At 61.9% G+C, this 23,494-nt stretch carries 25 protein-coding genes; 9 read left to right on the forward strand and 16 right to left on the reverse strand.

Annotated elements, in window-relative coordinates:
• Nucleotides 1-89 precede the first annotated feature (89 nt).
• From F0185_RS20620 to F0185_RS20660, 9 genes are all read right to left on the reverse strand, one after another.
• Nucleotides 90-839 (reverse strand): ATP-grasp domain-containing protein, encoded by a 750-nt coding sequence (locus tag F0185_RS20620; protein WP_167227602.1) that lies wholly within the window; start codon nt 837-839, stop codon nt 90-92.
• 339 nt (nt 840-1,178) lie between these two features.
• Nucleotides 1,179-1,772, reverse strand: coding sequence for a PEP-CTERM sorting domain-containing protein (locus F0185_RS20625; protein ID WP_229477109.1), 594 nt, complete (start codon nt 1,770-1,772; stop codon nt 1,179-1,181).
• 475 nt (nt 1,773-2,247) lie between these two features.
• Nucleotides 2,248-2,391 carry a hypothetical protein gene (locus tag F0185_RS20630; RefSeq protein ID WP_167227606.1) on the reverse strand — a complete coding sequence of 48 codons (144 nt, stop codon included), beginning with the start codon at nt 2,389-2,391 and terminating at the stop codon, nt 2,248-2,250.
• Nucleotides 2,384-2,677 carry a hypothetical protein gene (locus F0185_RS20635; protein ID WP_167227608.1) on the reverse strand — a complete coding sequence of 98 codons (294 nt, stop codon included), beginning with the start codon at nt 2,675-2,677 and terminating at the stop codon, nt 2,384-2,386. The genes F0185_RS20630 and F0185_RS20635 overlap by 8 nt, the downstream gene beginning before the upstream one ends.
• A gap of 130 nt (nt 2,678-2,807) precedes the next feature.
• On the reverse strand, nt 2,808-3,248 hold the full coding sequence (locus F0185_RS20640) for a hypothetical protein (protein ID WP_167227610.1): 441 nt from the start codon (nt 3,246-3,248) through the stop codon (nt 2,808-2,810).
• A gap of 94 nt (nt 3,249-3,342) precedes the next feature.
• Nucleotides 3,343-6,468: an efflux RND transporter permease subunit gene (locus F0185_RS20645; RefSeq protein WP_167227612.1), complete on the reverse strand. Its 3,126-nt coding sequence runs from the start codon at nt 6,466-6,468 to the stop codon at nt 3,343-3,345.
• Between the two features lie 8 nt (nt 6,469-6,476).
• Nucleotides 6,477-8,006: an efflux RND transporter periplasmic adaptor subunit gene (locus tag F0185_RS20650; protein WP_167227614.1), complete on the reverse strand. Its 1,530-nt coding sequence runs from the start codon at nt 8,004-8,006 to the stop codon at nt 6,477-6,479.
• A gap of 3 nt (nt 8,007-8,009) precedes the next feature.
• Entirely contained in the window at nt 8,010-9,356 is a 1,347-nt protein-coding gene (locus F0185_RS20655; protein WP_167227616.1) for a TolC family protein, read from the reverse strand.
• Between the two features lie 190 nt (nt 9,357-9,546).
• On the reverse strand, nt 9,547-9,885 hold the full coding sequence (locus F0185_RS20660) for a cobalt-zinc-cadmium resistance protein (protein WP_167227618.1): 339 nt from the start codon (nt 9,883-9,885) through the stop codon (nt 9,547-9,549).
• Nucleotides 9,886-10,129: 244 nt separating this feature from the next.
• Here F0185_RS20660 and pstS point away from each other — a divergent pair, with 244 nt between their 5' ends.
• Complete coding sequence (gene pstS, locus F0185_RS20665) at nt 10,130-11,194, forward strand: phosphate ABC transporter substrate-binding protein PstS (RefSeq protein ID WP_167227620.1); 1,065 nt, start codon at nt 10,130-10,132, stop codon at nt 11,192-11,194.
• A gap of 467 nt (nt 11,195-11,661) precedes the next feature.
• Here pstS and F0185_RS20670 read toward each other — a convergent pair whose 3' ends face one another.
• Both F0185_RS20670 and F0185_RS20675 read right to left on the reverse strand, forming a co-directional pair.
• Nucleotides 11,662-12,135, reverse strand: a complete 474-nt coding sequence (locus F0185_RS20670; protein WP_187362599.1) for a GNAT family N-acetyltransferase — start codon at nt 12,133-12,135, stop codon at nt 11,662-11,664.
• A 78-nt stretch (nt 12,136-12,213) separates the two neighbouring features.
• Nucleotides 12,214-12,810 carry a helix-turn-helix domain-containing protein gene (locus F0185_RS20675; RefSeq protein ID WP_167227622.1) on the reverse strand — a complete coding sequence of 199 codons (597 nt, stop codon included), beginning with the start codon at nt 12,808-12,810 and terminating at the stop codon, nt 12,214-12,216.
• A gap of 171 nt (nt 12,811-12,981) precedes the next feature.
• On the opposite strand from F0185_RS20675, the gene F0185_RS20680 reads away from it, so the two are divergent.
• The 3 genes from F0185_RS20680 (at nt 12,982) to F0185_RS20690 (ending at nt 15,040) form a co-directional block, all read left to right on the forward strand.
• The gene (locus F0185_RS20680; protein WP_167227624.1) at nt 12,982-13,440 is read left to right on the forward strand and encodes a glucosaminidase domain-containing protein; all 459 of its coding nucleotides are present in this window, start codon (nt 12,982-12,984) and stop codon (nt 13,438-13,440) included.
• 37 nt (nt 13,441-13,477) lie between these two features.
• Nucleotides 13,478-14,308, forward strand: coding sequence for a hypothetical protein (locus F0185_RS20685; RefSeq protein WP_167227626.1), 831 nt, complete (start codon nt 13,478-13,480; stop codon nt 14,306-14,308).
• A 99-nt stretch (nt 14,309-14,407) separates the two neighbouring features.
• Complete coding sequence (locus F0185_RS20690; protein ID WP_167227628.1) at nt 14,408-15,040, forward strand: lysophospholipid acyltransferase family protein; 633 nt, start codon at nt 14,408-14,410, stop codon at nt 15,038-15,040.
• Here F0185_RS20690 and F0185_RS20695 read toward each other — a convergent pair.
• From F0185_RS20695 to F0185_RS20705, 3 genes are all read right to left on the reverse strand, one after another.
• On the reverse strand, nt 15,037-15,912 hold the full coding sequence (locus tag F0185_RS20695; RefSeq protein ID WP_167227630.1) for a CPBP family intramembrane glutamic endopeptidase: 876 nt from the start codon (nt 15,910-15,912) through the stop codon (nt 15,037-15,039). The two genes, F0185_RS20690 and F0185_RS20695, sit on opposite strands and share 4 nt — an antisense overlap.
• Before the next feature lie 11 nt (nt 15,913-15,923).
• Complete coding sequence (locus F0185_RS20700) at nt 15,924-16,397, reverse strand: MarR family winged helix-turn-helix transcriptional regulator (protein WP_167227632.1); 474 nt, start codon at nt 16,395-16,397, stop codon at nt 15,924-15,926.
• Nucleotides 16,398-16,481: 84 nt separating this feature from the next.
• The gene (locus F0185_RS20705) at nt 16,482-17,096 is read right to left on the reverse strand and encodes a DUF3885 domain-containing protein (protein WP_167227633.1); all 615 of its coding nucleotides are present in this window, start codon (nt 17,094-17,096) and stop codon (nt 16,482-16,484) included.
• Nucleotides 17,097-17,273: 177 nt separating this feature from the next.
• On the opposite strand from F0185_RS20705, the gene F0185_RS20710 reads away from it, so the two are divergent.
• Nucleotides 17,274-18,089, forward strand: coding sequence for a hypothetical protein (locus F0185_RS20710; RefSeq protein ID WP_167227635.1), 816 nt, complete (start codon nt 17,274-17,276; stop codon nt 18,087-18,089).
• A 5-nt stretch (nt 18,090-18,094) separates the two neighbouring features.
• Here the strand turns inward: F0185_RS20710 and F0185_RS20715 are convergent, their stop codons facing one another.
• Nucleotides 18,095-18,994 (reverse strand): LysR family transcriptional regulator, encoded by a 900-nt coding sequence (locus F0185_RS20715; RefSeq protein WP_167227637.1) that lies wholly within the window; start codon nt 18,992-18,994, stop codon nt 18,095-18,097.
• A gap of 144 nt (nt 18,995-19,138) precedes the next feature.
• Here F0185_RS20715 and tmpT point away from each other — a divergent pair, with 144 nt between their 5' ends.
• The 3 genes from tmpT (at nt 19,139) to F0185_RS20730 (ending at nt 21,951) form a co-directional block, all read left to right on the forward strand.
• Nucleotides 19,139-19,771, forward strand: a complete 633-nt coding sequence (gene tmpT, locus F0185_RS20720) for a thiopurine S-methyltransferase (protein WP_167227638.1) — start codon at nt 19,139-19,141, stop codon at nt 19,769-19,771.
• Complete coding sequence (locus F0185_RS20725) at nt 19,756-21,162, forward strand: MFS transporter (protein WP_229477110.1); 1,407 nt, start codon at nt 19,756-19,758, stop codon at nt 21,160-21,162. Before tmpT ends, F0185_RS20725 begins: the two co-directional genes overlap by 16 nt.
• A 72-nt stretch (nt 21,163-21,234) precedes the next feature.
• Nucleotides 21,235-21,951: a glutathione binding-like protein gene (locus F0185_RS20730; protein ID WP_167227640.1), complete on the forward strand. Its 717-nt coding sequence runs from the start codon at nt 21,235-21,237 to the stop codon at nt 21,949-21,951.
• Nucleotides 21,952-22,186: 235 nt separating this feature from the next.
• Here F0185_RS20730 and F0185_RS20735 read toward each other — a convergent pair whose 3' ends face one another.
• On the reverse strand, nt 22,187-22,618 hold the full coding sequence (locus F0185_RS20735; RefSeq protein WP_167227642.1) for a zinc-ribbon domain containing protein: 432 nt from the start codon (nt 22,616-22,618) through the stop codon (nt 22,187-22,189).
• A gap of 254 nt (nt 22,619-22,872) precedes the next feature.
• Between F0185_RS20735 and F0185_RS20740 the strand changes: the two genes are divergently transcribed.
• Nucleotides 22,873-23,421, forward strand: coding sequence for a tyrosine-type recombinase/integrase (locus F0185_RS20740; protein WP_167227663.1), 549 nt, complete (start codon nt 22,873-22,875; stop codon nt 23,419-23,421).
• Nucleotides 23,422-23,494: the final 73 nt, after the last annotated feature.

Here is a 23,494-nt window from a genome sequence, read left to right on the forward strand (position 1 = left end):
AGGCAGCACCTTTCACGCGCCTTGCATCAAGTGCACCGACTTTGCGCGGCATCAAAGGCCAGTGCGGAACGTCTTTGATTCGCGACACTTCATATGTTTTTGACGGTGCTCGTCCGGATCGAGGCACGCTGCAACACCGCCAGCACCTGGCCGGGGTCGCAGCCATAGATGCCCGCGCCCCAGGCCGCATTTTGCTCCACGCAGGCCCAGCCCAAGCCGGCAATCGTGCCGATGTCGACCACGGTGGCGGCCGGCAGGTCGATGGCCGGGTCGGCCAGCAGGCGCGCGATGAACTCTTGAACTTGCGTATCTTCTTCAAGGGTGCTGTGGAAACCGGCGTCGCGCTGCAAGTGGCCCGCGCGCGAATAGACCGACCAGGTGCGCAGGGTGCGATCGAGGATGAAGCAGCGAAATTCCTTTTCCCAGGTAACGACCTCGGACACCAGCACCGGCATGTCCTCGTCATACTCCGCGGGCAGGTCGGCGCCGCGGTAGACGGCGGCCGGAAAGCTCTTGTCGTTGGGCGGCTTGACGAAGGCTGGCGCCGCCAGCTGGCGCGCCTGGCCCAGCGTGCTCAAGGAAATGGCGCGCTTGCGGTAGTCGAACGGCAGCCGCACCAGCCAGTCTTCGGCCGGGTTGAGCAGCTCCAGGCCCAGTTCCGCCGCCAGCGTGGGGCCGAACAGCGCTTCGCCGTACAGCACCGGATCGGGCAATGCCTGCAAAGGGGCCGGCACGCGCCAGCTGGTCAGGCGTTCGACTTGCCAGCCGAGGCCGGCGGCGGCTTTCCACAGGGCTTGGGCGTCGTCGGTGTAGCGGGGCGTGAGGATCAGGGTCGGCATGGTGGAAACATCGGGCGTGAGTTGTCGGGCCCCATCTTACCTAATCGGCTCGGTGGGAAGATGCTGTTGCCTGATACGCTTGCGCGCTGGCTCCGGGATGCGCGGCATGCGTCGATGCTGCGTTTGTCCAGGGTATTGAGGCAAGCTTCGACACGCGTGACTTCCAGGTCTCGCATTGGTGCGGTGGCGGGATTTGGTGGCGGCCTTGTCCGGGCTATCGACATAGCCGCTCACCGCGCCGGGCAGTGCGGATGGAACCTTACCGACTTGGTAGCGGCCCGTCGCCATTCCGGGGTGCCAGTGCCGCCACGGTAGGGCCCATGCGGCGGCGCGACGGTATCACGTCGTCGTTTTGTCCCGGCGGCGCCACGCGGCCCCGCCGAGCAGGGTCAGGCCGCCCAGCAGCATGGCATAGCTCGACGGCTCCGGAACGGCGATGACGCCCGTGGTCATGTCGAGGCTGGAATTGCGCGTGTGCAACTCCCATCCCGGATATCCCCATGCGTTGGTGTACATGCGCACGGTGACGCCGGCGCCCCAATCGGCATTGTCGAGAGCGGCATTGATGCCGGCAAAGTCGGCGGCGTTCGAGGCCAGGGAGTACGTGTCGGTCTTCCAGCTGTGGTTGGCGCCGGCCACATGCAGCGTGTAGATTGACGTTTCTCCGGCAAACAGGCGGACGGAGACGCCGTTGTCCGGATTCTCGCCGCCCCAGCCCTGGTCGATCAGCGTGACAGATGAGTTGAGGCTGATGATGTCGCCCACATTCGACTGGAGGGAAAAACGACCGATTTCAAAATTTCCCGGGCTGGACATCCAGGATTGGTCGGTCTGGGAGGCGCTGAGCGTAAAGGTGGCCGCTGCCGCAGAGAGAGGCAAACTGAGTGCTGCAACGGTGAGTGCGGTCAATAGCTTGTTCATGTACGACGTCATGACGATCTCCAAAGATGTAGGCCAAATGGCGATCCAAGTATGGAGGGAAATGAACTTATTAATACATTGATAAAATTGATTAACTTTCATTTATCAATACAATGGCGAACTGAGAATTGTTTCTAGGATACTATAGTTTCAATTTCAATCGCAAACTTGGTAATGCGAAATTACTTGTTGCTCTAAATTGCATAGATAGTTTCACCATGCAATGCATATGATGTCACGAGCAATCAACGTTGATGGTGGAACATAATCAGGGCAGGAATATGACTGAAAAAAGATAATTGGGTTGTCGTATTTTGGCATCCCAAAAAGGAAAAGCCGCGCAGCATCACGCTGCTCGCATGTTTCAATACCGGGAAGAAACGCAATGGCGGGGCCGACGGCTATGCAAAACTTGTGGAAGGCCCAACCCGCATGGTCCAGTTTTTATAGCGGAAACACCGAAGACGACCGCAGTTTCAATCTTCGCCTAAATGCCCATGGCAAGCGGAAACTTCTCGAGCTGAGCAAAAAAAGGCGGGCTGATCGAATGCACGCCCTTGCCGTGATCACCAGATTCGCCACCATAAGCGTGCAATGTGGGTTTTTCGACCGTCGTTGCAACGTCAATCAAGAATGGTAATCCAGACTTCAATATGAGGATGATATCGCCGAAGCTCACGTAAGAAGGCGCTCAGGTTTTCCGACTCCTCCCGGATGATCATGCTCATTTGACTCAAGCCTGTGAATGTAATGCTCTTCGGCAGCTCCGATGCGGGCAGTGCGCAAATGCGGTCGCGCAGGATGTGCCAGGTGAATTCCTGGCCGAGGGGGATGCCAAACGCAAGTGCAACGGTCTGCCGCACGTAAAGTGGCGAGCGGGCATAGGTCAGGTCGATTTTCATTCGTTCTTTGTTCATCGCGTTTTCCGCAGGACGTTGTCGGTTCTGAACCGGGCCAGCTCCGTGATGTGCGACTGTCCGGGACTTGTCGTTGCGGGCGGCTTGTCAATGCGTCCCGGTGTTAGCCCATGGGCCCGATTTGACGTTCTCACCAATCGCCGATCAATACAAGCCTCACCTCGGAATCGGCATGCCCTGATTCTCGCTGAAACGCCGCAACTTTTTGCTGCAGTACATGCCATTGACCACTCGACGGCAACGCAATCCGTTTCAGCTCAAGCAGGGTGACGTAGGTGTGTCCCATAAAACCCAGGTCGCACCCGTCGGCTATTGTTTCCAGCTCGATTGCGGCCAAAAAATCAGCCACCGCCCCACTGGGATTGTCGGGTATCCCGCGATCAGCGAAGATACCCATTCCCTCGTCGGCATGTTTGGCAAGTGCAAACACGTCCGCGGAAAAACAGTCTGGACGAAAATTGATATGACTCAACTCCTTTATAGCCACCCATGATGCCGGCGCCACCCTGGGCGAGGCCGATTTCATCGGCTCCGTGCCCACTTCAACCCAGCATGTAATATCGTAAGGCATTCAATTTCCAGTTGCGCTTCCTATATCGCCATAGTATATGCGCCGGCATGAATGAGGGAGTGAATGCGGGCGGCGTCGCCGCCCGCATCTCGGCTCAGGCATCGCGCCGGTGCGCCCACTGATACAGCAGCGGCAGCACCAGCAGTGTCAGCAAGGTCGATGACAGCACCCCGCCGATCACCACGGTCGCCAGCGGTCGCTGCACTTCCGCCCCGGTGCCGGTCGCCAGCGCCATCGGCACGAAGCCGAGCGAGGCCACCAGCGCCGTCATCAGCACCGGCCGCAAGCGCGTCATCGCCCCGGTTTCGACCGCTTGCGCCAAGGGCATGCCTTCCGCCCGCAAGCCGCGAATGAACGAAATCATCACCAGTCCATTGAGCACCGCCACGCCGGACAATGCGATAAACCCGACCGCCGCCGAGATCGACATCGGAATGCCACGCATCCACAGCGCCACGATGCCGCCGGTCAGCGCAAACGGCACGCCGGTAAACACCAGCAAGCCATCGCGCATATTGCCGAACATGACGAACAGCAGCATGAACACCAGCGCCAGGGTGGCCGGCACCACCAACTGCAGGCGGCTGGTGGCCGATTGCAACTGCTCGAAGGTGCCGCCCCAGGTAATCCAGTACCCTGGCGGAATCTTGACCTGCTGGCCGATGGCCGCGCCCGCGTCCGCCACGAACGAGCCGATGTCGCGCCCGCGCACGTTGGCGGTGACGACCACCAGGCGCTTGCCATTTTCGCGGCTGATCTGGTTCGGCCCGGGCGCCATGTCCAGCTGCGCTACGTCGCCTAGCGGCACATAGGCGGCCGCCCGGTCGCCCTCGCGCGCCGCCACGCGGATCGGCAGGCGCCGGATGGCGTCCAGGTCGGCGCGCAGGTTCTCGGGCAGGCGCACCACGATGTCGACCCGGCGGTCGCCTTCGAACAGCGAACCGGCGCCGGTCCCGCCGATGGCGGTGGCGATCGCCTGCTGCACGTCGCCCACGTTCACGCCCACGCGCGCGGTGCGGGCGCGGTCGATGCGGATGGTGAGCATCGGCAGGCCGGTAGTCTGCTCGACCTTCACATCGGCCGCGCCGGGGATGGTTTCGAGCACGGCGGCGATCTGTTCGGCGCTGCGCCCCATGACGGCGCTGTCGTCGCCGAACACCTTGATCGCCACGTCGCTGCGCACCCCGGACAGCAACTCGTTGAAGCGCATCTGGATCGGCTGGGTGAACTCGTAGTTGTTGCCCGGAACCTTGCCAACCGCCTGTTCCAGCGCAGCAAGTAACTCTTCCTTGCTGCGTTTCGGCCTGGGCCACTCGGACTCGGGTTTGAGCATGATGAAGGTGTCGGCCACGCTGGGCGGCATGGGATCGGTCGCCACTTCCGCCGTGCCCATCTTGGAAAACACGGTATCGACCTCGGGCAGTTGCTTGATCGTGCGTTCCAGCGCCAGTTGCATCTCGACCGCCTGGGTCAGGCTGGTGCCGGGAATGCGCAGCGCGTGCATGGTGATGTCGCCTTCGTTCAGGCTGGGCACGAATTCGCTGCCCAGGCGCGTGGCCAGCAGCGCCGACAGGCCGATGACCACGCCGACGATGACCAGCACCGGCGCCTTGTTGGCGCTCGAGCGGCGCAGCAGGGGCAGGTAGGCGCGGCGTGCCCAGGCCATCAGGCGACTGTCGTGCTCGCTGACCTTGTTGCCGATCATGAGCGCCACGGCGGCCGGAATGAAGGTGACCGATAGCACCATCGCCGCCACCAGCGCGGCCACGACCGTGAACGCCATCGGATGGAACATCTTGCCCTCGACGCCAGTCAGGGCGAAGATCGGCAGGTACACCACCAGGATGATGAGCTGGCCGAACAGTAGCGGGCGGCGCGCTTCGCCTGCGGCGGCGAATACTTCGCGCAGGCGCTCTTCGCGCGTGAGGGGGCGGCCGGCGGCGGCCTGGGCGTGGGCCAGGCGGCGCACGCAGTTTTCCACGATTACCACGGCGCCGTCGATGATGATGCCGAAGTCAAGCGCGCCCAGGCTCATCAGGTTGGCGCTGACGCCATTGGCAACCATGCCGCTGAAGGTGGCCAGCATGGCCAGGGGAATGACCAGCGCGGTGATCAGCGCGGCGCGGATGTTCCCGAGGAACAGGAACAGCACGATGATCACCAGCGCCGCGCCTTCGAGCAGGTTCTGGCGCACGGTGCCGATCGCCTTGTCGACCAGGTCGGTACGGTCGTAGACGGTGCGCGCGATCACGCCGGCCGGCAAGGTTTTGTTGATCTCGCCGAGTTTCTTGTCCACCGCGGCCGAGACGGCCCGGCTGTTTTCGCCGATCAGCATGAAGACCGTGCCGAGCACGACTTCCTGGCCATTCTCGGAGGCGGCGCCGGTGCGCAATTCCTTGCCCACGCCCACCTCGGCCACGTCGCGGATGTACAGCGGCACGCCCTGCGACGAGCGCAAAATGATGCCGCCGATATCCTCGCTCGATCCGACCTGGCCCGGCACGCGCACCAGGTATTGCTCGCCGCCACGTTCGATATAGCCGGCGCCGACGTTGCTGTTGTTGCGTTCCAGCGCTTCGACGATGTCGGACAGGGCCAGCCCGTGCGCCACCATCTGGCCGGGATTCGGGGCCACGTGCATTTCGCGGGCGTAGCCGCCGATGGTGTTGATTTCAGTTACCCCCGGCACATTGCGCAGTTGCGGCTTGACGATCCAGTCCTGGATCTGGCGCAGGTCGGTGGAATTGAATGGCGTGCCGTCGGTTTTCAGCGCGCCGGGCTTGGCTTCCACGGTCCACATATAGATCTCGCCCAGGCCGGTGGACATCGGCCCCATCTCCGGCGAGGCGCCGGCGGGCAAGCCGGCGCGCGCCTGTTGCAGGCGTTCGTTGACCAGTTGACGGGCGAAATAGATGTCGGTGCCATCCTTGAAAATCACGGTCACTTGCGACAGGCCGTAACGCGAGAGCGAACGGGTCTGTTCCAGGCCGGGCAGGCCGGCCATCGCCGTTTCGACCGGGAAGGTGATGCGCTGCTCGGCTTCCAGCGGCGAATAGCCGGGCAGGGACGTGTTGACCTGGACCTGGACGTTGGTGATGTCGGGCACGGCATCGATCGGCAACTGGCGATAACTATAGATGCCGAGCGCGGCCATGAAAGCGGCCAGCATCAGCACCAGCCACCGGCGTTCGATGGAAAAACGGATAAGAGTATCGAACATGGCGGTCCTTAATGGTCGTGGCTGGCGCCGGCTTTGCCGAGGTCGGCCTTGATCAAAAAGCTGTTCTTGGCGGCATATTTCTCGCCCGCCAGCAGGCCACTGAGCACCTCGACCGACTCGCCATCGCTGCGCCCAAGCACCAGCGGGCGCGCTTCGAAATGGTCGCCGTAACGGCCGAATACCGAGGGCAATTCATTGACGTTCTGCACCGCTTCGAGCAGCACCGCGACCGGCACGGTGACCTCGGCGGCAACCACGTCCACCGTCACCGGCAGTCCGGGACGCCATACACCCTTGAGGTTGGGCAAGACCACGCGCGCCTTGGCGGCCCGGGTTTGCTCGCCGACCAGGGGGCTGACATAGGAAATGGTGCCGCTGGCGCTGGCGTCGGCCGCGCGCACGGTGGCGTTCTGGCCCTGGCGGATGGTTTCCAGGTCGCGCGCGCTCACGGAGAGCTCGGCCCAGACGGTGGACATGTCGGCCACCACGAACAAGCTGGCTTCTTCCTTCACCGATTCGCCCGCGGCCACGGTTTTTTGCGTGATCACGCCATCGATCGGGGCCCGTACTTCATAGCGCGCCAGCTGCCCGAGGCTGCCGGCGCCGACGCCGAGCGCGTCGAGTTTCTGGCGCGCGCCCTGGGTGGCGATCTCGGCTTCCTGCATGGCGGCGCGGGCTTGCTGATAATCCTGTTCCGCTGTGATTTTTTGTTGCCACAAGGTGCGCTCGCGCTCGAACACGCTGCGCGCCAGCACCAGGCGCTGTTGCGCGGCCAGCAAGGCGCTGCGCTCGCCGGCCAGGGCCTGGCTCGACAGCACCGCCAGCACCTGGCCCTTGCGCACCGTCTGGCCCGCATTGGCGCTGACCGACTCGACCATGCCGGCCAGGCGCGGGGCCACGTGCACCGTGCGATCGGCGTTGAGGGCGATCTCGCCATTGAGTTTAAGCACGCTCTTGATGCGCGCCGGACCGGCGGTGTGGATGTCGATGCCGTTCTGGGCGACCTGGGTTTCCGACATCGTCACCCGCGCCTCGACCTGGTCGTAGGCGAAGCGGTAAGTCTTGCCGCCGTGCTCCGCCAGCACGCCAACCTTGAACGAGTGCGGCTCGCCGACCACGGCGTCGCCGCGCAGGTAGTCTTCTTCGCGTGCGAAACGCATGGTCTGGGCTGGCCGCCCCAGGCGTTCGAGCGTCACCTGGACCTTGCTGGCCGTGGGATCGAGCGCTTTGCCGTCCTGGTAAGTATAAATACGGAACTGCGGGCCGGCGCTGTGGTCGAAGATAGTAGCTTCCAGGCCGTAGCCCTGGCTGACGAACAGCTTGCCGCCGTGGGGGCCGCGTGCCGGGACTGCGTCTTCCTGGTGCGGCTTGCCGCCGTGGTCGACCTGGCCTGTTTCGGCATGGCCGCCGTGCTCCTCATGGTCGTCGTGCTGCGGCTGTGCGCTTTTGCGCGTCACGATCAGCGCCGCGAGCAGGGCGCCGATCAGCAGGGCGACGATGATGACGATAACTTGTTTTCTGTTCAAAGGGGTTTTCATGCATTACTCCACTGTCTGGGTGGCGCCTTGGGCGCCGAGGATGCTGTCGATGTCGGCGGCGGCGCGATGGGCGTCCGCCAGGGCGCGCAGGTGCTGGGTGCGCGCTTGCAACAAGGTGCGCTGGGCGTCGATTACATCGAGCAAATTGAACTTGCCGTACTCGAAACCGGTGCGGGCGGCCTCGTAGGCGCTTTGCGCACCGGGCAAGATGTCGTCGCCCAGTAGTTGGGCTTGTTCGCGGGCGACGGCGAGAGCTTCGTGCGCCTGAGCCAGTTCGTTGGTCAGGCGCGCGCGGGCGCCGTCAAGTTCGACCCGTGCTTTTTCGCTGCGTTGCAGCGCCTCGTGCAGCTTGCCCTGGTTGCGGTCGAACAGGGGCAGGGGAATGGCGAGGCCAAACACCGCCTGGTTGCGGCCCGCTTGCCCGTCGCGCTTGGCACCGATGCTGACGGTCAGGTCGGGCACGCGACCGGCGCGTTCGACTTGCGACAGGGCTTGCCGGCGCGCCAGTTCGACCTGCGCCAACTGTAATGCGGGCGCCGCGCCGAGTCGTTCCATCAGATGGGGCAGGGTGGGTTGGGGCGGCAGGCGGTCCAGCTGTCCCGCGACCGGGCCGATGTCGCGCCCGGTTCCGCCCCAGAGCGCGGCGAGGCGGTTTTTCGCACCGGCCAGTTCGCCGCCGGCTTGCGCCAGGTCGACTTTGACGCTGGCGGCGGCGATGCGGGCGCGCGTTTCGTCGACCGGCGAATTCTTGCCGGCGAGGACGCGTTTGGACGCTGCGGCGAGCGCGCCATCGGCCAGGGCCAGCGAATCGTTGGCGATGCGCAGGTGTTGCTGCGCGGCGAGCAAGTCGTAGAAGGCGGCGCGTGCCGAGGCCAGGACCGCATTGCGTTTGACGGCCAGTTCGGCGCCGGCGGCGTCTTGCCCGAGCTGCGCGGCATTGACGCGCGCCGTGCGTTTGCCGCCCAGTTCGATCGGAACGTTGAGCTGGACGGTGGTGGTCCTGGCCGGTTCGCGCGCGTCTTCGACCAAGGTGGACAGCTCCGGGTTGGGGGCGACGCCAGCCTGCATGACGGCGCCGGACTGGGCCCCGATTTCATGCGCGCCGGCGCGCAGGTCCGGGTTCGCTTGCAGCACGCGCGCCAACGCGCCGGCCAGCAACAGCGGCGCCAGAGTAGGGGCCGCATCGGTTGCCGGACGCATCACCGCACTGAGCGGAGCGGCTTGCATGTCGGGATTGACGTGCGCCGCAACGGGCGGACTTGCCGCAGTGGTTTTCGCGCCCAACGGTAGGACGGGCGAGCCGGCCTTTTCGGGGACTGGCGCCGCGACGGCCGGCGCCTTGGCATTCATTGTAGTTTGAGCCTGCGCATGGCAGGGCAATGCCGCAGCAATTGCTAACGGCAAGACGAGTTTGTACATCGAATTCTCCTGGTTGAAAAGACAAGGGAATCCGGCCGGGCGCGCCAGCGGTGCATGTGTCGATTACGGCAGTGACGTCTAGCGATGAGCTGGTATCAGAAGTGCGGCAGCGGCAGCCGGATCAGGCAGGGCCTTGCCACTTGGGACGTTCAGGACGGGTGGGGCGCAAGGTGCCAGGGCGCGCGGCGTCGGCCGCGTGGGCGTACGCCGTGGGCGGTGGCGCGATGGCGCCGCTGGTGGAGGTGGTGATGCCGACGCTGGTGAAGTGGCAGTCGCCACAATCCTGGTCGATACCGAACGGCGATTCGTCATGGCTGGCATGATCGTCGCCGCCATGCTCATGATGGCCGGGATGCGATATGGTCGACGAAGGTTCATGCGCGCAATACGCGCTCGCAACCGCCCAGCTCACCTGGAGCGGGAAGATCAGCAGCATGAAAATAATGAACAAACGTCGCATGGGGCGATTGTAACAGCAGCGACGCCGGCGCGCTCGGGGGAGGCCGCTAGCCATGCGGACGGGATATTCTTTATGCAATACTCATAAGTGACTGTTTACTTGGGAATTTTCCCTATTTTTAAGCAAAACTAAGTATTTGCACGGATTGTCGGGGTGTTGTACATCTGTTATTCTCTTCGGTTGCTCGTTTCCTGGCTGCCTTGCAGCCGGCGCGGTTCCGATTACTTTAAGACCCCTGGAATTTATGTTCTCTGCTGTAAAAACTACTGTCACGCTGTCATTACTTTTATCCACTTTTGCGGCCCACGCCATCGATATCAGCGGCGCTGGTTCGTCCGCAGCGCAGCCGCTGTACGTCAAGCTTGCCGATGTGTACGGCAAGTCGCAAAACCTCAAACTGAACTACCAGGCCAACGGCTCGAGCGAAGGCATCAAGCAGGTCAAGGCTAAAACCGTCGAGTTCGGCGCGACCGACATCGCGCCATCACAGGCCGATCTCAAGGCTGGCAAGATGATTTGTTTCCCGAGCGCCGTCTCGGGCGTGGTGCCTGTGGTCAATCTGCCAGGTCTCAAGCGCGGTGAAGTGCAACTGACCGGCGAACTGCTGGCCGATATCTTTTCACGCAAGATCACCAAATGGAACGATCCGAAGCTGACGGCAGCCAATCCGGGCGTGGCATTGCCGGACCTGGGCATCAGCGTCATCGCGCGCCAGGATGGCTCGGGTACGACCTATAACTTCAGTGATTACCTGAGCAAAGTCAGCCCGGCCTGGAAGCAAGCCTACGGCCGCAACTTTACGGTCGCCTGGGCGAACGGCGTTACGCAGGTCAACGGCAGCAACGGCGCTGTCAGCGCGCTCAAGCAGACACCGGGGGCGATTGCCTACGTTGATTATCAATACGTGGTGCAAGACAAACTGGCGTTCACGCGCCTGAAAAACCATGATGGCAAGGTCGTCGCGCCGGGCGCCGAAGGTTTCACGGCCGCACTGCAGAACAGCCCGTGGGTTACCCAGGCCAAATACGAAGAAATGCTGACCGACCGTGTCGGCCCGACCACTTGGCCGATCACGTCGGGTACTTTCATTGTTGCCTCGCAAGCGAGCAACAATCCGGAAAAGACCATCGCCACCCTGAAATTCTTCGCCTGGGGTTTTGCGCACGGTGACGCGATTGTCGGCAACGCCAACTTCGTGCGCCTGCCGGACAGCATGCAGGGCCGCATTTTCGGCGACCTGACGACGATCACCGACGCCAGCGGCGCGCCGCTCAAGTGGTCGCTGTCCGAGGCGCTCAACCTGCGTTAAGCGATAGCGCCTCAGGGTCACGAAAACCGTGAATGGATAGGCTTGTTTACGATGGCATAGTGATAAAAATGTCATCTTTAAGCAACCATCGACCATCAGATGGGCACGATGACGGAACAGGGCGGGCGCAATGGTGACAGGGATGGCTGTGCGAGACGTTACGGAGCGGACTGGCAAGCCACTCCCAAGCGATGAGGATGCGCGCAGCGAACTTGGCTGTCTCGCTGAATCAATCTAACCAAGCGAATGCACCGTGAGCCGAGAATGACATGCGATACAGTTGCACGCGGCAAGTAATCGGGGTTGTCATCGGCGTGGCGGCAGGTTTGCCAGCGTTTGCACAATCTCCCGGTTTGCGGAAACAGGATGAAGGTAGCCGCTTTTCGTTCGCGCAAAGATGCCAGTTAGATTAGTTTTGCCCGTCTGTCATCGTGATCAGCCTTCAATTTTAGTGACGAAGCCACTTTTCATGCTGCGATATGTTTCTGCATAAAGACACTCAGCGGGTCGTTGGTGTAATCGGCAAACGGCCCACGGCGCTCATAGCCGGCTGAAGCATACAGGGCCAATGCCGCAGCTTGATACGGGCCGGTTTCGAGCTTGAGTAATTTACACTCGGCGTGCACTGCGCGTGATTCGAGCGTCATCAGTAGTTTCCTGGCGATGCCTTTCCCTCGACCGCGAGGATGGACATACAGGCGTTTGATTTCACCAAATTCGGGAAAGAAAACCAGCGCGCCGCAGCCGATTGCCTGGCCGATCTCATCCCTCGCGACGGCAAACAAGACATTGGGTTGCTTTAACGACGCCAAGTCCAGGGCATGCCTGCTTTCCGGCGGATACAGACTGTCCTGGTAAGCGTCTAGCTCGGCAATAAGGGCGATCACGTCGGGCTGGTCTGGTGATTCAACGCCGATCGTTATGGTGGAAGAAGAAAACATCGTTTGTCCTTGTTTTACCTGGATGCGTGAGAACGATATTGAAAAAACATTCTGTGAATCGCGGGCAGTTGGGTGCCGTTACCCGGCTTCATTTCTCCTGATGGGTTTGGAGGGAAGCGTCGCCAAAGCGACAAGATAACGCGCAGCCGATTGCATCGGATTGAAATAGACAAACGACTGATCCGATTGCATGACAAGACAATCGCCCGCTTCCAGGCGCCAGTGTTGTTCATCGACGCTGATTTCCATGACACCATCCATCATCCAGATCTGTTGATCGGTTCCCTCATTGCGCAGGGCGGCATCGTAGATAACGCGTTGACCGGGCGGAAAAACAACTTCTACCAGTTGAAGCGACGACGGCGCGGCCGGGGAAAGGGTGCGCCGTAGATATCCTGACGCGGGATCGGTCCACACGCGCTGGTCGGACCCGCGCGATACGGGTGATGGAGGGTCAGCGTGCGCAGCGCCGTCCTCGAGCAGCGAGGAGACGGTGACGCCCAGGGCGCCGGCCAGTTTGTCGAGAACGGTAGCCGACGCGCTGCTTTGGCCGCGTTCGATCAGCGATATGTTGGAGCGGCTGACGCCGCTGAGCGCCGCCAGCGCGTCCAGCGACAGTTTGTGCGTGGCGCGCAGGGCACTGATGCGGCTTGCGATGATGTGATTGATATCCATCTTGTCATTATACTGGAATTCCTTGTCCTGTATAGTGTCGTACAGAATTGCTCGCAAAACGGCGCGGTCGGGGTCCGAAACAAAATACCAGGAAATCCCCGATGTCTAACGTTATTAATCTTCTTATAATGGTAAAATAGCATCTACAAATAATCTCGAACCAGGAATAATATGGAAAAAGCGTGCAATGTTCATAATGCGGTTTTGTTCGTATCCCTGCACGCTCGCGAGGCTGGCGCCTTGGCTCGGAAACTTAAAATGCCGACCGAGAATATTCTTGGGCTCGCTGCGCACGAGTGCAAGCATGGGGAAGGCCGATTTGCTGACAAAGGCAATAATTTCTTTTCGATGCACGCGCCTGCACCTTTTCAGATCGGCACGATTACGGCATTACGCGATCCCAAGGTGAAAATGGCCGTGTTTCCAAACTTTAAAATAGCGTGTAATTCTTTTGACGAGAGCTATGGTGAAAAATTGCACGGCATATCGGATGCGGGCGATTTCAGCAGAGCCCTCGTGACAATCGGTTTCAATAGCGGGAAGTCGAGCAATGGCGGAACCGACGGCTATGCGAAAAAGGTGGAAGACTCGATCCGCATGGTCAAGATACGGTTAGAGCGTTGCATTTAACACTCTTCCACGCTGTCAGATTTTTCGGAGATATTCGATGACCATGCCCCCTCAACGCCGCGCGCTGTTGACGTTTTTAGCAATCGCACTGGTCTCGGCCGCCTGCAATGCTACATCCAATAATACTGTACCGGTCGACCAGGGCGTTGCCCCGGCTGCGGTCAAGAGCGCACCCGGCGGCACGTCAGATGCGCCTGACATCGATTTGTGGGCGCCGTTTCTCGCCGTCGCAGCAGGAAACTACACGGCGCAATGCAAATCGCTGAGTATTCCGCCTCAACCGGCAGCGAAGCAAAACGGACCGCTGATCATCGCTGCGGACGGCACGCTGCATGCTGGCAGCGTGGTCGGCAACCTGAAGCCGGCCAGGACGGCCTCGCTGAACCGTTCACGGGACATCAGCGGTAAGCCGCTGCTGTCGGTGAGCATCGCTTCAAAAGCAGGATCGTTCGGCGCGGTAGAACAGGATGACGGCACCAAGCAGGCCGCGTTTGGAAGGACGCCCAACATGTTCGAGTGCCGGCTTGCCGAGAAGGTCCAACCCGGCACGCAGAGCATTTACGTCCAATTCGCCGGTTTCTTTGATGCGGCAAGCAAGATGACGTGCCGGCATGTCAGGACGCGAAAAGTCGACAAGGCCGATTACGAGATGGCCAAAGGCGTCTTGACGATTGGAACAACGCGTTTTGATCTGAATACGCTAAAAGACGAAAATCTCATTATGTGGCCGGAGGAAGGTTTTTCTTATAGTGGAAACACCGATAATGACAGCAGTTTCGATCTTGATCTGGATATGCATGGCAAGCCGAAACATCTCAAGCTGATGAAAAAGGGACGCAACCTGATAGAATGCAGCCCCCTGCGGTAATCGAGCCAAGCGTCCTATCTGCGCCGGGTTGACCGGCATGATTACTTGATCGCGTTGGCGTTCTGACGTTCGCCCGGCAACCACTGCTCTGTTTCCCCGATGATGAACAACAAATCTTTAGCCGCTCAAAAACCGCCCATCTTCATTCGCGTATTGAGGCGCTTGATGTCGCGGCTTGGCAAAGTGACGGTCACTGGTTCCGAGCACCTCAACGGCCCGCTCGGCAAAGTCGTCGTCTGCAATCACGTGGGCTATGTCGATCCTTTATGGGTTGGCTACGCGGTTTTGCCACGCACCTTGCATCAAATGGCCAAAAAGGAACTCTTCGACAATCCGATCAGCGCCTGGTTTGTTCGCTCCGGCGGCGGTTTTCCGGTGGACCGGGCCAGCCCGTCGACCGCGACCATCAAACACGCGGTTTCGCTGGTCGAACAGGGCGGGCTCGTCCTGATTTTTCCTGTGGGCACGCGAAATCAAGACAATGCCGACGCGAAGCGGGGCGCGGCCACGATCGCATTGCGTGCCAAAGGGGAAATCGTCCCAGCCCATTACGATGGACCAGACCGGTTTCGCTGGATCCACCTGTTCCGCAGGCCGCTCATCCGTATTACGTTCGGGACCCCGCTCGTCATTCCCAAGGATGTTTCGGTCAACAAAGCCACGGCTCAGCAGTTGACGAGTGAACTCGACCAGGCGATGACGATGGTATCCCAGCAAGGCCGCCCGGATTAAACTGTTTGGCTTGCTGGAAGCGAGCCTGGCTGTTTGGCATGGTAATACAGGCAGAACGCCGCAACAGTGGCAATGAGCGCCAGCGACACCAGCGAGGCTTCGACACCGAAAGCGCCGCCGGTCAGCATCACATTGCCCGCAAGCTCGCCGCGCAGCAAGCCGGCGCTGGCGGCGTGCCCGGATACCGTCGACGAGAACACCTGGCTGACGCAATAATTCCATGCCACATGCGTGCCGATGCACACCCACAGGCGCCGCGTTGTCATGTACAGGGCGGCCTGCATGACGGCATACGCGGCAATCACCGCAATCGCCAGCACCGACACGCCGTCATTGGGCAGGTGAGCCAGGCTGAACACCAGCGCCGAGATCACGATGGCGGCCTTGCTGCCCAGCGAACGCTCGGTCACGCCGAAGATGATGCCCCGAAATACCATCTCTTCGGCCATGCCGACCAGCACCAACTCGGCCAGCGGCACTAGCATCGGCATCAGGCCGGGCGAATTGACGCCGCCGACGCGATACACGCCCAGCGCCGCCAGCGTGGCGAACGTGAGGGCGACCAGGGCGGCGCCGATCAGCAGGCCGATGCCGAGTTCCTTCGCCATGCCGGGCAGCGCCAGTTCGCCGGGCTGGCGCTGTTCGATGCGGCGCACATAGAAGCGGTATCCGAACCACACCAGCACGGCCGCCAGCAATTGCGGCCACACAATGCGGTACGGCTTATCGACCAGTTTGGAGGCGACGATCATCACCACGGGGACCGCGGCGAAGGTCAGTACGATGCCCAGCACGATGCGGATCAGGGGATGCGCCATCAGGCGCGCTGCCAGGGTTGGTTTGTCGGTCGCCATGCTCAGGGAATGTTCCATCATCGCTTTCGTCAGGTGGGTGAACGTGTGTTTTTGCTGGCTTCCTCAATCCGCGCGCCGAAGGAGCGCTGCCCGAGCACGGCGATGGCTTGCGCCAGGCAGTCGGACAAGGGAAAGTCAAGTTCCGCATCGAGGCTGTCGGCGGCGCTCCTGGTCGCCTGCCAGCACGCCTGCAGGCGCGGCAGCAGTTGCTCGCCCTGCGGGCTCAGGCGCACCACGCGTTGCCGCCCATCTTCGCCACCAGCAACGACCAGCAGGATGCCTTCCTTCTTCATCAGCGCCACTGTCTGCGTCGCCGCCGGCTGGGTGATGCCGGCCAGTTCGGCCAGTTCGCCGATGGTCGCGCTGGGCTGCTGGGCCAAAACCCGCATCACGGGCGTGTAGCGCGGCCGGTAATCGAGGCCGGCGTCCACGTACGCCTGCAGGACGGCGCCATCGAGCAGTTCGATCAGGTGTCGCAATTGCGTTCCGAGTCCTTGTTTCATGTCGTTATCTTAGCAGCAATTATATAAGCGCTTATGTATATTTTCGCGTTGTTGTTTTGCGAGGTAAAAGCAGGCGGTCAGGCGTTAGGGTTGGGCGAAGGTGCGGTCCATCGTGTCGAGATCGTACTCGAGCAGCCAGGCGTAATGCGTGCTGTACAGCTGCCGCAGCGCCTCGCGGTTGGTCCCGACCACGTCCATTCCCCGGTCGTCGTAGGGGTGGGCCATGAGCCCCGATGCCGGGTTGATCAGGTAGACCTGGCAATGGGGGTTGGGACGCAATTCCCCGAAGTCGGCGGCAAACGCGCACCACAGCAGGCTCGCCAGGCACGACTTGGGCAGTTCGAACAGCGCATTGAGGCACCAGCTTTCATCATCGTCCGGATCCTGGCGCGGGACCGGCTCGGCCCAGATTTCGCGCGCACGCGGAATGGCGATGCCGGCCATGGCGAGCTGCCTGAGCGTGAAGCGCATGTCGAACCGGTTGGGCGTGGCGTAGTTTTGCAGGTGCACGAGGATGGTGTCGGCGTCGGCGAACACGTCTTCACAGACAATGCTGCCCTTGCGCACAGCCGTCAGGACGCGGGCAAAGTGTTCCCCTTCGGCCATGCAAAAACGCAGGCCGCCGGGAAGCTTGTAAAACAAGGCGTGACGGTACGGTTGGCCGTCCGCGAGTGTGTTGATGTACTGTTTGAGGGGCATGGCTGGCAAATGCGGGCGAAAGCGGATCGTGAGCGGCATTATAGTTGGGCGCGGCGAGACCGGCCCAAGGTACAAAATAGCAGTCTTAATTAAATCATCATACGATCGGCATCCCTTACAATTCCGGCAGGCGCACATGTCATTTTGTTCGTTTTTCAGATTCTCCGGAGATAATCGATGACCAAGCCCCGTCAGCGCCGTGCGCTGTCGTTTTTACTCATCATGTTGGTAGCGTCCGCATGCAGTGACAAGGCCAGGGAAATGGCGCCGGCAATCCAGGCCAGCGCAGCGCCTGCTGTCCCGACAGCGCGGGCTGGCAAGCCAGGCTTGCCGGACATTGATCTCTGGGCGCCGATCCTGGCCGCCGCGGCAGGAAACTACGACACCCAGTGCGAGTCGATGAAGATCCCGCCCGACCCGGTCCCGAAAAAACTCGGGCCGTTGATCGTCACTGCGGACGGCACGCTGCGCGCCGGTAGTGTCACCGCCGATTTGAGGCGGGGCACGGTGGCCTCGATCGGCCTGTCGCGCGAAGTCAGCGGTGAGCCGTTGCTGTCGGTCAGTGTCCACGTTGACAGCTACATGTTTGGCATCGCCGAGTTTCACGACGGTGTCAAGCGCGCCGGGGTTGCCGACATCGAGTGCAGGCTGGCCACCAAGGTTCGGCCCGGCACCCGGAGCATCTATGCCCAATATGCCGGTTTGCTCGATGCAAAGGCCAGGATGACGTGCCAGAACCGGAAAACCCGCAAGTCCGACACGACTGACTATGCCATCGCAAACGGCGTATTAACGATCGGCGCGACAAGCTATGATTTAAGCACGCTGGAAAACGAAGACCTGATCATCAAGCCTGAGAAGAGTTTTTCCTATTCCGGAACGACCCCGGATGACCGGAGTTTTTCGATCGGCCTTGATTCGCACGGCAAGGTGAGCTATCTGGAGGCCAGGAAAAAAGGCAGCACGCTGGTCGAGTGCGACCTGATCCCGTAATCCACTTACCCCCGGTCCGCGCCGCAAACCGCACGCAGGTGCCCGCGTAGCCAGCGGTGGGCCGGATCGGCATCGAGCCGGGGATGCCACAGCATCGACACGGTAAATTCGGGCATGGGAAAGGGCAGGGCGACACTGTGCATGCCATCGCGCAGCAGGCCGGTGTGGCGTTCCGGGACGGTGGCGATCAGATCGCTTTCGCGGGCCAGGGCCAGCGCGGGCGCGAAGCCGGCCACCGTGACCACGATCGCGCGTTCCAGGCCGAGCGCGAGCAAGGCGTCATCGAGCGGGCCTTTCTCGCCGCCCTGGCGCGATACGCCGATGTGCTCGCCGGCGGCATAGCTGGCGGGCGTAATTGCGCCCGCGGCCAGCGCATGGCCGGCGCGCATGACGGCCACGAAACGGTCGCGGAACAGGGCTTGCGTGCGCACTTCCGGGCCGGTCGACTTGCCGATGACGCCGGTTTCCAGGTCGACGCTGCCGTCGCGCAGGCCCGTGCTGTCCTTGTCGGGCTTGGGCACGAAACGCAGGCGCACGCCGGGCGCTTCGGCGCGCACGCGCTCGATGAGTTGTGCGCCAAAATTTTCCACAAACCCTTCCCTGGTGCGGATGGTGAACGTGCGCGCAAGCTGCGCCAGGTCGAGCTTGTCGACAGGACGCAGCACGGCCACGCTGTCGTGTACCAGATCGCTGACCTGCTGGCGCAGGGCGATGGCGCGTGGCGTGGGCACCAGAGCGCGCCCGGCGCGCACCAACAAGGGGTCGCCGGTGGCTTCGCGCAGGCGCGCCAGCGCGCGGCTCATGGCCGAGGGGCTCAGGTGCAAACGGCGGGCGGCACGGGCCACGCTGCCTTCGGCCAGCAGCGCGTCGAGGGTAATCAACAGGTTCAGGTCGGGCAGGGACATGCGCTTACGATAGCGCAGTTCGGCCGTGATGTGGCGTCTGGTGCAGCAATATAGTGCAAACGGTGCGTCTTCCGCCATGGGTGACGGCCGGTTAGACTGGGTTTGGGTGCCGGCCGTCGGCGCCTTTAACCGAGGATGATCGATATGGACAGGGACTTCTGGCATCGCAAGTGGGCAAGCAACGAGATCGGTTTCCATGAGGGCGCCGCCAATCCGCTGATGGTGGCGCATGTCGGAAGGCTGGAGCTGGCGCCGGGCAGCCGGGTGTTCGTGCCCTTGTGCGGCAAGTCGCTGGACGTGCACTGGCTGCTTGCCCAAGGTTATCGCGTGGCAGGCGTCGAACTGAGCCAGCTCGCCGTCGACCAGCTGTTTGCCGACCTGGGCGTCACGCCGGAAGTCAGCGTTGCCGCGGAGCTGCTGCACTATCGCGCGCCGCACATCGATATCTTCGTGGGCGACCTGTTTGCGCTGTCGGCCAGCATGCTCGGCGAGGTCGACGCGGTCTACGACCGGGCGGCGCTGGTGGCGCTGCCGGAAGCGATGCGTGCGCGCTATGTGGTCCACGTCGGCGCACTGGCGGCGCGGGCGCCGCAACTGCTGATCTGCTACCAGTACGACCAGGCGCTCATGGCCGGGCCACCGTTTTCGGTCGGCAACGACGAAGTGCGGCAGCGCTACGGCCATGCGTATGCGGTCACGCTGCTGGACAAGGCCGAGGTGGCGGGCGGCTTCAAAGGCCGCTTTGCGGCGTGCGAAGCGGTATGGCTGCTCACGTGAACCGGCCGCGCGCGCTGGCGGGGGCGCTGGCGCTGTCGATGCTGCTCTCGTCGCTCGGCACCAGCATCGCCAACGTCGGCTTGCCGGCGCTGGCGCAGGCCTTCGGCGTGCGCTTCGGGCAGGTGCAGTGGATCGTGCTGGCGTACCTGCTGGCCATTACCACGCTGATCGTCGGGGTTGGCCGGCTAGGCGACCTGACCGGACGGCGCCGGCTGCTGTTGGCCGGCATTGCGCTGTTCACGGCGGCGTCCATCCTGTGCGGGCTGGCGCCGACGCTGCCGTGGTTGATCGCCGCGCGCGCGTTGCAGGGACTCGGCGCGGCGGCGATGATGGGGCTGACCATGAGCTTTGCCGCCGGCGCCGCGTCGAAAGGGGGCAGCGGCAGCGCCATGGGCCTGCTGGGAACCATGTCCGCCGTCGGCACCGCACTGGGGCCGACCTTGGGCGGGGTGCTGATCGGGGCCGCCGGCTGGCGCGCCTTGTTCTTCATCACCACGCCGCTCGGGATCGTGACGTGGCTGCTGGCGTACCGGGGCTTGCCGGCCGATGTGGCGCGCCTGGACGGCGAGCGGACCGGTTTTGACGCCATCGGCACGCTGTTGCTGACGCTGACGCTGGGCGCGTATGCGCTGGCCATGACGGTCGGGGGCGGCTTCGGCGCGCCGAACCTGGCCTTGTTGCTGGCCGCAGCCGTGGGGGCTTGCCTGTTCGTGCGGGCCGGTGCGAAAGCGGCGTCGCCACTGATCCCGCTGGCGCTGCTGCGCGACCGGCTGCTCGGCGCGCGCCTGGGCACGACGGCGCTGATGTCGACGGTGATGATGGCGACCCTGGTGGTGGGGCCGTTCTATCTGTCGCGCGCACTGGGGCTGGCGCCGGCCGCCGTCGGCCTGGTGCTGTCGGCGGGGCCGCTGGTGGCGGCCTTGTCGGGCGTGCCGGCCGGGCGCCTGGTCGAGCGCGCCGGCACGGCGGGCGTCGCCATCGCCGGCCTGGCGCTGATGCTGGGCGCGAGCGTGCCGTTCGCGCTGCTGCCTGTTTCGAGCGGCGTGCCGGGCTATGTTGCGCCGTTGGTGGTGCTGACGATCGGCTATGCGCTGTTCCAGGCGGCGAACAACACGGCGCTGATGGACACGGCGGGCGCCAACCAGCGCGGGGTGGTTGCGAGCATGCTGAACCTGGCGCGCAACCTGGGGCTGGTCACCGGCGCGTCGCTGATGGGGGCCGTGTTCGCGTTCGGCGCCGGGACGGACACGGTTGCGGCGCCGTTAGAGGCGGTGGCGGCGGGCATGCACAGGACGTTCGCGCTCGCTTGCGCGTTGCTGGCGACGGCGCTGGTGATCGCCTGGCGTGCGGAGAGGGCGCAAGCGGGGAGGGAGCAAAAACAGCAAACATAAATTTTCTGCTATGTTGTCGGGCCGGATGTCCCCACGAGGGACGTCACCAGACCCGCTTTCAAGGAGTGAGCTATGAACGACCTGTCGACCTTCCCGATTACCAAAAAATGGCCTGCCGCCCATCCCGAGCGTATCCAGCTGTATTCGCTGCCAACGCCGAATGGCGTGAAGGTATCGATCATGCTCGAAGAAACCGCGCTGGCGTACGAGCCGCACCTGGTGCGCTTCGATCACAACGATCAGCTCACGCCCGAATTCATGTCGCTCAACCCGAACAACAAGATCCCGGCGATCATCGATCCGAATGGCCCGGACGGCAAACCACTGGCGCTGTTCGAATCTGGCGCGATCCTGATCTACCTGGCCGAGAAAACCGGCCAGTTCCTGCCGCTTGACGCGGCTGGACGTTACGAGACCATTCAGTGGGTGATGTTCCAGATGGGCGGTATCGGCCCGATGTTCGGCCAGCTCGGTTTCTTCCACAAGTTCGCCGGCAAGGACTACGAGGACAAGCGCCCGCGCGACCGCTATGTGGCCGAATCGAAGCGCCTGCTCGGCGTGCTCAACGAACGGTTGGCGCAGCGCACCTGGATCATGGGCGAGACCTACACCATCGCCGATATCGCGATTCTGCCGTGGGTGCGCAACCTGATCGGGTTTTACGAAGCGGGCGATTTGGTCGGCATTGCCGATTTTCCGCATGTGACACGCGCGGTGGAGCACTTCGTGGCGCGACCGGCGGTGGCGAAAGGGTTGGAGATCCCCAAGCGGGATGCTGCCGCCCAGTAGGGGGCTGGGGTGCAGTGGAACGGTTATGGAAATTTTTGCATAACCGTTCTTATGGAAAGTGCGTGGTTATGCAAAGCTGCAGTCGAACAACGCCGTACATGCAAGGCGCAGACCTGATTTTGCTTTCCATAAAATTCCACGTCTCAGCCGAAAATGGTACGATCAGGATCAACTTTGAATGACCGGTAACGCCCCAGAGCCGACGTTCGCGACCAAGTATGTAGCTCCGACGCGGTTACCCGAGTTTCAGCAAGCAGCGAACCATAGCAATCTTTGCAATGTCGTGCTTGTATGGCGCGAACTGCTTCCAGCGCATGAACAATTCAAGCCATTCGGTCAGAAATTCTCTGTTAGCCCGTAGGCTGGACTTCTCAGCAGTCCAGCGCAGATCGTATTCAGAAAGCGTAGCACGCATCCGATTTGACTCCGACCAGCATGTAGAGCAGAACTTTCGCCGTTGATCTTTGCTGGCCTTTTTGATTTCAAAGGTGTACTTCTGGTCTTGGGCAGTGAACGTACAAGCAACGCTGCACCTCGAGCACTTGTATGGTTCATCAACATACTCGCGTTTGAAATGGTAGGCGACTGAACGCTTGCTCTGTTCCGACCATTGCTTCGGGTCGGCAGCGACAGAGATTTGCTGATCCTTCTGGGCGCGTTTGCTCATGGCCGGATTCATGTGGTAGTGGCAGGCCGTTTGGCATGCCCGAAGTTGCGTTCCCAGTGGTCGTCAATGACCGTCTACTTCTGGCCGCTCGCGAAGGACTGCACCTGGCCGGACTCGGCCCTAACAGCGCCGAAGATATTTTCCATTCTACATCTCTGGTCGGGGTAAAACAATTCGCAAGGGCTAGTTTCCGCGCGATGCTCAGGCTGCCATCGGCGCATAGTCAAGCTCCTACTATGGAGGTGATCATGAACATGCAAACAGCATCGAACCCATCCGGTCGGCCCGTTTGGAATAAAGGCAAACTTGTTGGCCAGAAGTCGCCGCTCAGGCTCAGCGAGATTTGGGCGATCCGCGTGCGCCTAGAGATTTACGAACGCGTGCGCGATCTAGCTCTATTCAATCTGGCTATCGACAGCAAACTCAGGGGGTGTGACCTGGTCCAGCTTCGGCTGCGCGACATCGCGAGTGGCGGTCGAGTCAGTGCCCGAGCCATCGTCATGCAACAGAAGACGAAGCAACCCGTACAGTTCGAGCTAACGAAAGGAACTCGACAGAGCTTGACCGACTGGATTGCGCGAGCCGAATTGAAAGCCGGCGACTTCCTCTTCCCTAGTCGCATCCATGATTCGCCACACCTTTCGACCAGGCAATACGCACGAATCGCACATCGCTGGTTTGCGGCAATTCGCTTAGACCCCGCCGCCTATGGTACACATACGATGCGCCGGACGAAGCCGACGCTTATTTGTAAGCATCCGACCGTCCCACCTTCCAGCGGAATCTATTTCCCCGTAATCTGAGCAAATGGCAGAAGCGAATCGATCTGACTGTTGGGACAGGTGGGTAGTTTTTCCAGCGTCTCGGTCAGCCAGC

The sequence above is a fragment of the Massilia rubra genome, from assembly GCF_011682065.1.
GTDB lineage: Bacteria > Pseudomonadota > Gammaproteobacteria > Burkholderiales > Burkholderiaceae_D > Telluria_A > Telluria_A rubra.